We start from the raw sequence: 8,204 nt of genomic DNA on the forward strand, positions 1-8,204 counted from the left end.
CCGGCTCAGAAGGAGCCGCGAGGTGCGGGGATGCCCAGTTGCTGTTGCCTGGCTTCGATCTGTTTGTCCACGGCGCGCTTGCCACTGAACAACTTGAGGTACTGCACGGTGGGCGGCAGTTGTCCTGCGAGCAACGCCAGCATATCCAGGGCCGGAGTCCTGATTAGGCGCAAATCGCTGACCTGCGAGCTTTCCAGGCCCTTGATCTCACCCAGGGCCTTGAGGTTGGCCAGGTGCAGCAGCTGCAGTTGCGGGCAACCTCGCAGATCCAGGCGGCCCAACTGCGCCTGATCCTCGATCTTCAGCACTTGCAGTTGCGGGAAACTGCCCAGGTCCAGTTGACTCAGGCCGCGCACCCGCAGGATATCCAGCTCCCGCAGCTGCTCGTGATGCAGTTCCGGCATGGTTTCGCGGCTGCCGAAACTAACCGACAGGCTATGCAGGCCAGCCATGCCGGCCACCATGCCCAGGGGCGTCTTGGCCGACATGCGATGCAGGCTCAGGCTGTGGATGCCCGGGCACTGGCCCAGGACATCCAGGTTGTGGTCCTGCACGCTGATGGACAGCCGGTGCAGCTCACGCATCTGGCCAATGGGCGCCAGATCCAGGGGCGGGCCTTTGTCCAGGGAGATCCGCAGGGTTTGCAGATGCCTGAGATTGGGCAGGGCCAGCAGGCCGGGCAGATCGGCGCTGATCACTTGCAGCTCGAAGTGTCGCAGCCTGGACAGGCTGGCGATGGCCTCGAAATGCTCCAGGGTATCGAGGCAGTCCAGGCTCAGGGCGTGGACGTTGGGCAAGGCCAGCAGGGTCCGGCTATCGAAGGCGCTGCCCGGGTGGTGGCTGTAGAAACGAACCATCAGCCGCTCGCCATAGCGGGCGCAAAGCGCATCGAGCCGGGCAAGCAGTTCGCGATCATATTGCTGGAGGCTGGCGAACTGGACGATGAGCCGGGCCTGGGGGCTGGCATCTAGGTGGGTAGAGACCTGCAAGCCCAGGTCGGCCTGGCTGGGGGCTTGAATACGATGGGAAAACATCAACGGTCCTTGATGATTGGCGCGCAGCATCATGCCATCGATGGGGGGCTTGGGGTATCGCGCTCGAGCAATTGGCGAGGGCTGCGCCCCGGGGGGCGCGGCCTCTGGCTCGGTTGCGGCTACAAGGCCGGTGCCTGGCAGCTCATGGGTCGACCTGGCCCATCAGCTCGCTCACCGATTCCGGGCGCTTGGCGTAGCGCTGGGCCAATACCGCACAAACCATCAGCTGGATCTGGTGGAACAGCATCAACGGCAGGATCAGCACACCCATGGTGCTGCCGGCGAACAGCACCTGGGCCATGGGTACGCCGGTGGCCAGGCTCTTCTTCGAGCCGCAGAACAAGATGGTGATGCGATCTTCCTGGTCGAAGCCCAGCAGCTTGCCCAGGAAGCTGGAGGCCAGCAGCACCAGGCCCAGGAGGATGCAGCAGGCCACCACCAGGCCGGCCAGGTCCCACAACGGGATCTGCTGCCAGATGCCTTCGTTCACCGCCTCGCTGAAGGCCCCGTAGACCACCAGCAGGATCGAGCCCTGGTCGACGAACTTCAGCCAGTCCTTGTTGCGCCCGACCCAGGCGCCGATCCAGCGCCGGGCGATCTGCCCGGCAATGAACGGCAGCAACAGTTGCACGCTGATCTTGACGATCGCGTCCAGGGTCGAGCCGCTGTCACCGTGGACGTTGAGCAGCAGGGTCACCAGCAGCGGTGTGAGGAAGATCCCGAACAGGCTCGAGGCCGCGGCGCTGCAGATGGCCGCCGGGATATTGCCCCGGGCCAGGGACGTGAAGGCGATCGCCGACTGCACCGTGGCCGGCAGCGCACAGAGGTAGAGCATGCCCAGGTACAGGTCCTTGCCCACCATGGGCGAGAGCAGCGGCTTGAGCGCCAGGCCCAGCAGCGGGAACAGCACGAAGGTCAGGCCGAAGACCAGCAAGTGCAGCCGCCAGTGGCCAGCCCCGGCGATGATCGCCTCGCGTGAGAGCTTGGCGCCGTGGAGGAAGAACAGCAGGCCGATGGCGAGGTTGGTCAGCCAGGCGAAGCCCGTGGCCACCTGGCCGCTGGCGGGCAGGAAGCTGGCCAGCAGGACGACGCCGATCAGGGTCAAGGTGAAGTTGTCGGGTAACAGGCGGGAGCGGGACATGAGCAGGATCATCCGGGGGTTGCCAAGAGCGATGGGGCGACTCTAACGTGCCTGTCATCTACCGACTAACGCCAAAGAGCCAGTTAATGCCGCCTAAAGGACATGAAAAGATCGTCAGGCGCAGTATTCCCGGTCTTCCCAGCTTGCCGCGACCGGTGTACGGACGTACTGAATCCTTGCCCAACCGGGCCCTGACCCGGCGTCACAGCCATCCCTGGGTGCAGTTGTCCTATGCCATCGCCGGGGTGCTGGAGATCCAGACCAGCGCTGGGCGCTTCATCGCGCCGCCACAACGGGCGGTGTGGATTCCCGCTGGAGTACCGCACCGGGTGTTCAGTTCGCCGCGTACCGAAATGCGCAGCCTGTACCTGGATTGCAGCGTCACCGCCTGGGCCGATACCGACAACTGCCAGGTACTGGCGGTCAGCGACCTGTTGCGCGAGCTGATCCGCGCCTTCAGCGAGCTGCCGGTGGAGTACGTGCAGGACAGCGCCGACGGTCGCCTGGCCCAGGTGCTGCTGGACCAGCTGGCCGCCGCGCCGCAGCTGGACCTGATGCTGCCGCTGCCCCATGACGTGCGCTTGCGTTCGATCTACCGCAGCCTGCAGGCCCGTCCCGAACAGCAGACCACCCTGGGCCAGTGGGGGCAGAAACTCGGCGTCACCGAGAAGACCCTCAGCCGCTTGTTCCTCAAGGACACCGGGTTGACCTTCCGCGCCTGGCGCCAGCGCCTGCGCCTGCTGGGCGCTTTGACGCCGCTGGAGCAGGGCGAGCGGGTCACCGACGTGGCGCTGGCGTGTGGCTACGATTCCACCTCGGCCTTCATTGCCGCCTTTCGTCAACAGTTCGATGCGACCCCGGGCGAATTCTTTGGCTGAACCAGCAACCGCGCCATCGCCCGGCGACTCGGCACGAGCCGTGCGCAGCCTGCGGCAGCGGCTACCCCCGGCAGCATCCGGTGGCTCATTCACTGTTCGCGATAGCGCCCCGGGGTCATGCCGAACCAGCGGATGCAGGCCTTGTGGAAACTGCTCTGGTCGCGAAACCCCAGCAATGCGCCGATGTACTTCACGCTGCGCATGGAATTGCGCAGGAAGCTGTGGGCCAGCATCAACCGGGCTTCGTCTTGCAGCGCCGAGAAATGCACGTCTTCGTGGCCCAGGCGGCGCTGCAGGCCACGGGCGCTGACGCCGACCATCTCGGCGATGTGCGGCAGGTCGCTGGGCGCGCCGCGGGCCAGGCATTCGGAAAGGGCCCGACGCACCCTTGCGGTCATCGAACCGCTGAGCAGCACGTTGAGCCGGGTGCGGGCGTATTCGGTGTGCAGCACGTCCAGGGCCGGGTCGGCGCTGGGTAGCTCGATGGCGCAGTCCTGGCTGCTGAAGGTCAGGCTGTTGTGCGGGGCGCAGAACTGCAGGTTGTCCCCCAGCAGGCGGCGCAGGGCGCGGGTATCCGCAGGCTCGGCGTAGGTGAAGGCCGCCGCCAGGGGGCGTGGCTTGTGCTGGGGCAGCAACCAGTGCAGCAGGCCCAGGGTCTGGGCTGCCCCGGCATCGATCACTGCCCGGGGGATCGACGAAGGCTCGGCGGTGACGTCGAAGCCGATCAATTGCATGGCCTGCGGCTTGCGTTCCAGGCACATGCAGAAACCGTTGCTGATCAGCGCGTGGTAGTCCACCAGGCGTTGCAGCGCCGTGCCCAGGGTCGCGCAGGACATCACCGCATACCCCAGCGCCTTGAGATTGGCCGGGTGGGCCTTGTCGTAGGCCAGCAGGCCCAGGTCCGGGTTGCCGGTACGGCGACAGGCCTCGCCCATCATCTGGTAGACCAGTTCCAGCCTGACGCCCTTGGGGTTCTCATCAACGTCCTGGGGGCTGCTGCCGAACTGCCTGAGCAGGGCGTCGACATTGGCGCCGCCCTCTCTCATGACATCGGCGAGCACCCGAAAGCTGGCGCTGGTCATTCTGTGCATAGGTCTTCCTGGACTGGTGGCTAAACGATGCCGATGCGGCCTCGGGCATGATTGCAATAAACAAAAGGCCGCAGACGATTAAGCAGGGAGGCAGGTTTCCGAGGACAAGCGAAAGGTGTCCGGGAACACTTCCTCCGGGCCTGAGTGAGGGTCGATCATGCTCGGGCAGGGACCCTTGGGTGACCGCGGCAAGCGCTTTGCCGCGCCACTCTTGCCAGGGTGTGCCGTTGCCTTGTCGAGGGATCTGTCATGCACAGCAGCAAAGAGTTTTATCGCGAACTGGCCGAAGGGCGGCTGATGCTGGCGTTCCAGCCGGTGGTCTGGCTGCCGGACCACAATCGGGTGCTGTATTACGAAGGGCTGCTGCGCCATGGCGCTGCCCAGGGTGGCGAGGCCTATCCCCTGGCGCTGCTGGAGGCGCAGCCGCTGATGCGTGAGCTGGACCGGGCCGTGGTACTCGCGGTGATCGATTGCCTGCGCCGGGACGAGCGCCTGCGCCTGGGCTGCAACATCTCGGCCCGCAGCGCCATCATCGACTCGTTCTGGTTCGCCATCCTCGACCTGCTGCGCGAGGCGCCGTCGCTGGCTTCGCGGCTGGTGATCGAGATCACCGAGAGCGCCACGCCCTCGAGCATCGAGGCAGCCAGTGAATTCGTCCTGTGCCTGCGCGGGCTGGGCTGCCGAGTGGCCATCGACGACTTTGGCGCGGGCCTGGGTACCCTGGAGTTCATCCGCCAGACCCGGCCGGATATCGTCAAGATCGACAAGGGTTATATCCAGCGTGCCCGCAGCGAGGCCAACAGCGTGCAGACCCTTGGGCATCTGGTGCAGTTGTGCAAGACCCTGGCTCCGTGCGTGATCGTCGAGGGCGTGGAAAGCGCTGCCGACCAGAGCCTGGCCAGCGCCTGCGGTGGCGAGTGGGGGCAGGGCTACCTGTTTGGCCGGCCCCAGGTGGAGCGCCTGGGGCGTGCCTGTCGGTTGCAACGGGCCATGCCTGAACTGTGTGTGCCGGACCAGGCCTGATCCGCTTTCGCCTCGTCACGCCAGCCAAGCCGCTGAGGACGCGCCAAGGCCGCTGCTCAGGCCAGCGGCACGCAGCGCTGGCCAACGTCCAGGAAGGGCTCGCCCAGGGGTGGGGAATCTTCAAGGTTCGGGTGTTTGCTGGACGAATTCATGTTGCGCTTGGGGCGCTCCGGCTGCACGGCGTCATAGGGCAGCAACAGGGTGTCGAGCAAGGCGTCTGCCGGCAGGGTGGCGACGATTGCGATCGGGCAGACCACCATGACCCAGCAGCCGCCGGTGAGCATGCGGCCGTAGCCATCCATGTCGTAGCCGGTGAGTACCTGGGCGCTGGTCCGGGTGCTGCGGTAGTAGCGATCGTCGCGCCAGTCCAGGCTGCCGCCGCGGGCCATGTAGGTGCCGCAGCCGGACAGCAGCAGGGTATTGAGCAACAACAGGGAGCTGAGGATTCGGATGATAGTGAGTCCACAAGGGGCTTGAGGGAAAGCTGGAACAGGGTCAGTCGTTCAGCGCGTCGTAGGGCAACAGGGCGGTGTCGGCCACCAGGTCCACCGGCAGGCTGACGATGGCGACCACCGGGCAGACGATGCTCATCCAGCAGAACAGCGTGGTGTAGCCGTCGTAGCCAGTGGCGCCGCGCATGGTCAGCAGCTCGACGTTGGCCTGGGTGCCCTTGTAGTAGTCGTAGCCGCTATGGGCATCGGGGGTGCGGGCGATGAGGGGGCCACAACCGGTCAATGCCAGCAGGGCGAACACGAACGCGGGTTTGAAGAGTTCGATGGCGCCATTCCTTAGCCAGGGATTTTTTGCGCGCGCATGGTCGCAGAAGCCCGCTGCGGGCGCTAGATTGGGCGCGGATAAATCATCGCCCCCAGGAGTTTCCATGCCGCAGCCCCGTACCCTTGACCTGCTGTTCGCCGAAGAGCCACTGACCTGGGGGCTGCGTGGCGACCCGTATCTGTGGCGGGCGATGGCGGTAGAGCTGGGCCGCACCCCCTGGCCCGACAGCCTGGAGCACCTGGACCTCGTCCTCGCCCAGGCCTTCGAGCGACTGACCGGCAGGGGCCTGGATGCCCAGGAGCATTTCTTCGTCGAGGCCTTCGCCCATGGCGGCATGTCCAGCGGGGGGATTTCCCCGCAGTTCTGGCGCGAAAAGGGCTTGCCGCGGCTACGCCAACGCTGGGCTGCTGCCTGATCAGCTCGCTGCGGGAATCAGCATCAGCAGGTCGGTGGCGCCCACATCCACCCCGGCCTGGGTCAGCAGGGTGGTGGCCTGGCCACGGTGGTGTGTCTGGTGATTGAAAAAATGCACCAGCAAGGCGTGGAAGTTGCGTTCCGCGGCGATGCCCCGGGTGTTGCTGTAGGGCAGGTCGTGATCCAGGTCGGCCTCCACCAGGGACTGGCTGAAGTCGAGGATGAGCTGGTCCAGCCACTGGCGTTGCTGCCAGAGCGCGCGGATATCCGGATACAGCAGGCTCTTGAGGTCTTGCGGGGTCGCCACTTGCTGCAGTGGCGCCAGGGCCGGATGCTGGCCTGGGTGCCGGGCAAAGCGCTTGAGCCAGATGGTATCGCCAGCCAGCAGGTGATTGAGGGTACCGAGGATCGAGCCGAAGAAGGCTTGCCGGTCCAGGACGAGTTGTTCGTCGGCAAGGCCCATGGCGGCCTGGTACAGGTTGGCATTCATCCACTGGTTGTAGCGGGCCATCAGGCCCAGGTGTTCGATACGGTTCATGGCCGCTCCTTGTTTTCATCAGGCACGGGACAGCTTGGCAAGGCTGCCGGCCCTGAGGCAAGGATTGGCGCCCAGGGGTGTTAAAGTCCGCACCTTCGCAGGGTATTACAAGTGGTGGAAAAGGATGGTCGAGCTGTTCCAGCGACATGGACGGATCTTCTGGCTGGCATTGCTGTTGGCTTGCTTGCCGTCGACGGTGTTCGCCGAACCTGGCGTTCCGGGCCTGGTAAAGGTGGCCCTGGACCGCCGGGTCATCGATCTTGCGGCTACCCTGGATGCCGCGACCCAGCAACGCCTGGAGCGCAAGCTGGCTGCCCTGGAGCAGCGCCGGGGAGCACAGGTCGCGCTGATGCTGGTGCCCAATCTCGGCCAGCAGAGCATCGAGGCCCTGGGCAACCAGTTGTTCCGTGCCTGGAAGCTGGGGCGCAAGGGGCAGGACGACGGCATCTTGCTGTTGGTGGCCAAGAACGATCGCCAGGTGCGCATCGAGGTCGGGTATGGCCTGGAGGGGCAGGTCACTGACTTGCTGGCCGGGCAGATCATCGCCCGCGACCTGGTCCCGGCCTTCGCCCGGGGCGACTTTGCCGGCGGGATCGAGCGCGCCCTGGATGACCTGATCGTGCTGGTGGACGGAGGGCAGATGCCGATGGTCGACGACGAGCCGTCCGAGCCCGAACCCTTGAGCATTCCGCCCGAGGCCTACGCGTTGCTGCTGGCGTTCGTCTGTGGCTCGGTAGCCGGGGTGATGCTGGCTGCCGGCTGGGCCTGGCGCCGCGTGCTGGCGGGCCTGGTGTTGCTCACGGCGTTGTTGGTGGGGGCTGCCGGTGGCACGCAATGGCCGGTGCAACTGCTGATGGTGCCGCTGTGCATGTTGGTGGGGGGCGCCACGTTCGCCGGGCTGTGGCAGGCGCGGCGGGTGTTCTACGGTGTACTGGGGCTGTTGTTGTACATCGCGCTGCTGACCGTCGTCAGTCAGTATCTGGGCAGTTCGACCTTCATCTACGGCCTGGCCTGGCCTGGGGCGGCGCTGCTGGTGATCGGCCTGCACTGGCTGCTCTGCGCCATGATGCATGCCCGCTGGAAGAAGAGCCCCAGGGGCTTTGCCTGGCGCGTGGCGGTGCTGTTGTCGCTGACGTTCTTGCTGGGCTCGACCGTGGGGGCCTGGGAGGCGCTGGAACACTGGTGGAAGGCGCTGCCGTTCGGTTATTTCCTGGGGGTCATGTTGTTCGTCAACGGCCTGAGCGTGCGTTGGAGCAGCGGCTCCGGCAGCAGCGGTGGGGGATCATCTGGCTCGGGAGGGGGATTTTC

The 8,204-nt window shown here is 65.7% G+C and carries 10 protein-coding genes; 4 read left to right on the forward strand and 6 right to left on the reverse strand.

Annotated elements, in window-relative coordinates; genetic code table 11:
- Nucleotides 1–5: 5 nt before the first annotated feature.
- Both CAG11_RS25495 and CAG11_RS25500 read right to left on the reverse strand, forming a co-directional pair.
- The gene (locus tag CAG11_RS25495) at nucleotides 6–1,034 is read right to left on the reverse strand and encodes a hypothetical protein (RefSeq protein ID WP_085598619.1); all 1,029 of its coding nucleotides are present in this window, start codon (nucleotides 1,032–1,034) and stop codon (nucleotides 6–8) included.
- A gap of 142 nt (nucleotides 1,035–1,176) precedes the next feature.
- On the reverse strand, nucleotides 1,177–2,175 hold the full coding sequence (locus tag CAG11_RS25500) for a bile acid:sodium symporter family protein (RefSeq protein WP_053136758.1): 999 nt from the start codon (nucleotides 2,173–2,175) through the stop codon (nucleotides 1,177–1,179).
- An 86-nt stretch (nucleotides 2,176–2,261) separates the two neighbouring features.
- Here CAG11_RS25500 and CAG11_RS25505 point away from each other — a divergent pair, with 86 nt between their 5' ends.
- Nucleotides 2,262–3,053 carry a helix-turn-helix transcriptional regulator gene (locus CAG11_RS25505; RefSeq protein ID WP_031320125.1) on the forward strand — a complete coding sequence of 264 codons (792 nt, stop codon included), beginning with the start codon at nucleotides 2,262–2,264 and terminating at the stop codon, nucleotides 3,051–3,053.
- Nucleotides 3,054–3,142: 89 nt separating this feature from the next.
- Here CAG11_RS25505 and CAG11_RS25510 read toward each other — a convergent pair whose 3' ends face one another.
- Nucleotides 3,143–4,144 carry an AraC family transcriptional regulator gene (locus CAG11_RS25510; protein ID WP_031320123.1) on the reverse strand — a complete coding sequence of 334 codons (1,002 nt, stop codon included), beginning with the start codon at nucleotides 4,142–4,144 and terminating at the stop codon, nucleotides 3,143–3,145.
- Nucleotides 4,145–4,393: 249 nt separating this feature from the next.
- Between CAG11_RS25510 and CAG11_RS25515 the strand changes: the two genes are divergently transcribed.
- Nucleotides 4,394–5,167 (forward strand): EAL domain-containing protein, encoded by a 774-nt coding sequence (locus tag CAG11_RS25515; RefSeq protein WP_085598621.1) that lies wholly within the window; start codon nucleotides 4,394–4,396, stop codon nucleotides 5,165–5,167.
- 56 nt (nucleotides 5,168–5,223) lie between these two features.
- On the opposite strand, the gene CAG11_RS25520 is transcribed toward CAG11_RS25515, so the two are convergent.
- The gene (locus tag CAG11_RS25520) at nucleotides 5,224–5,598 is read right to left on the reverse strand and encodes a YceK/YidQ family lipoprotein (protein WP_085598623.1); all 375 of its coding nucleotides are present in this window, start codon (nucleotides 5,596–5,598) and stop codon (nucleotides 5,224–5,226) included.
- 64 nt (nucleotides 5,599–5,662) lie between these two features.
- The gene (locus tag CAG11_RS25525) at nucleotides 5,663–5,920 is read right to left on the reverse strand and encodes a YceK/YidQ family lipoprotein (RefSeq protein WP_256578723.1); all 258 of its coding nucleotides are present in this window, start codon (nucleotides 5,918–5,920) and stop codon (nucleotides 5,663–5,665) included.
- Nucleotides 5,921–6,047: 127 nt separating this feature from the next.
- On the opposite strand from CAG11_RS25525, the gene CAG11_RS25530 reads away from it, so the two are divergent.
- Nucleotides 6,048–6,359 carry a hypothetical protein gene (locus CAG11_RS25530; protein ID WP_022639576.1) on the forward strand — a complete coding sequence of 104 codons (312 nt, stop codon included), beginning with the start codon at nucleotides 6,048–6,050 and terminating at the stop codon, nucleotides 6,357–6,359.
- On the opposite strand, the gene CAG11_RS25535 is transcribed toward CAG11_RS25530, so the two are convergent.
- Nucleotides 6,360–6,896: a DinB family protein gene (locus CAG11_RS25535; RefSeq protein ID WP_085598627.1), complete on the reverse strand. Its 537-nt coding sequence runs from the start codon at nucleotides 6,894–6,896 to the stop codon at nucleotides 6,360–6,362.
- Nucleotides 6,897–7,020: 124 nt separating this feature from the next.
- Here CAG11_RS25535 and CAG11_RS25540 point away from each other — a divergent pair.
- On the forward strand, nucleotides 7,021–8,204 hold a 1,184-nt coding region (locus CAG11_RS25540; RefSeq protein ID WP_085598629.1), incomplete at its 3' end, for a YgcG family protein.

This window comes from Pseudomonas sp. B6(2017) (assembly GCF_002112765.1).
In the GTDB taxonomy this organism is placed as follows: domain Bacteria; phylum Pseudomonadota; class Gammaproteobacteria; order Pseudomonadales; family Pseudomonadaceae; genus Aquipseudomonas; species Aquipseudomonas piscis.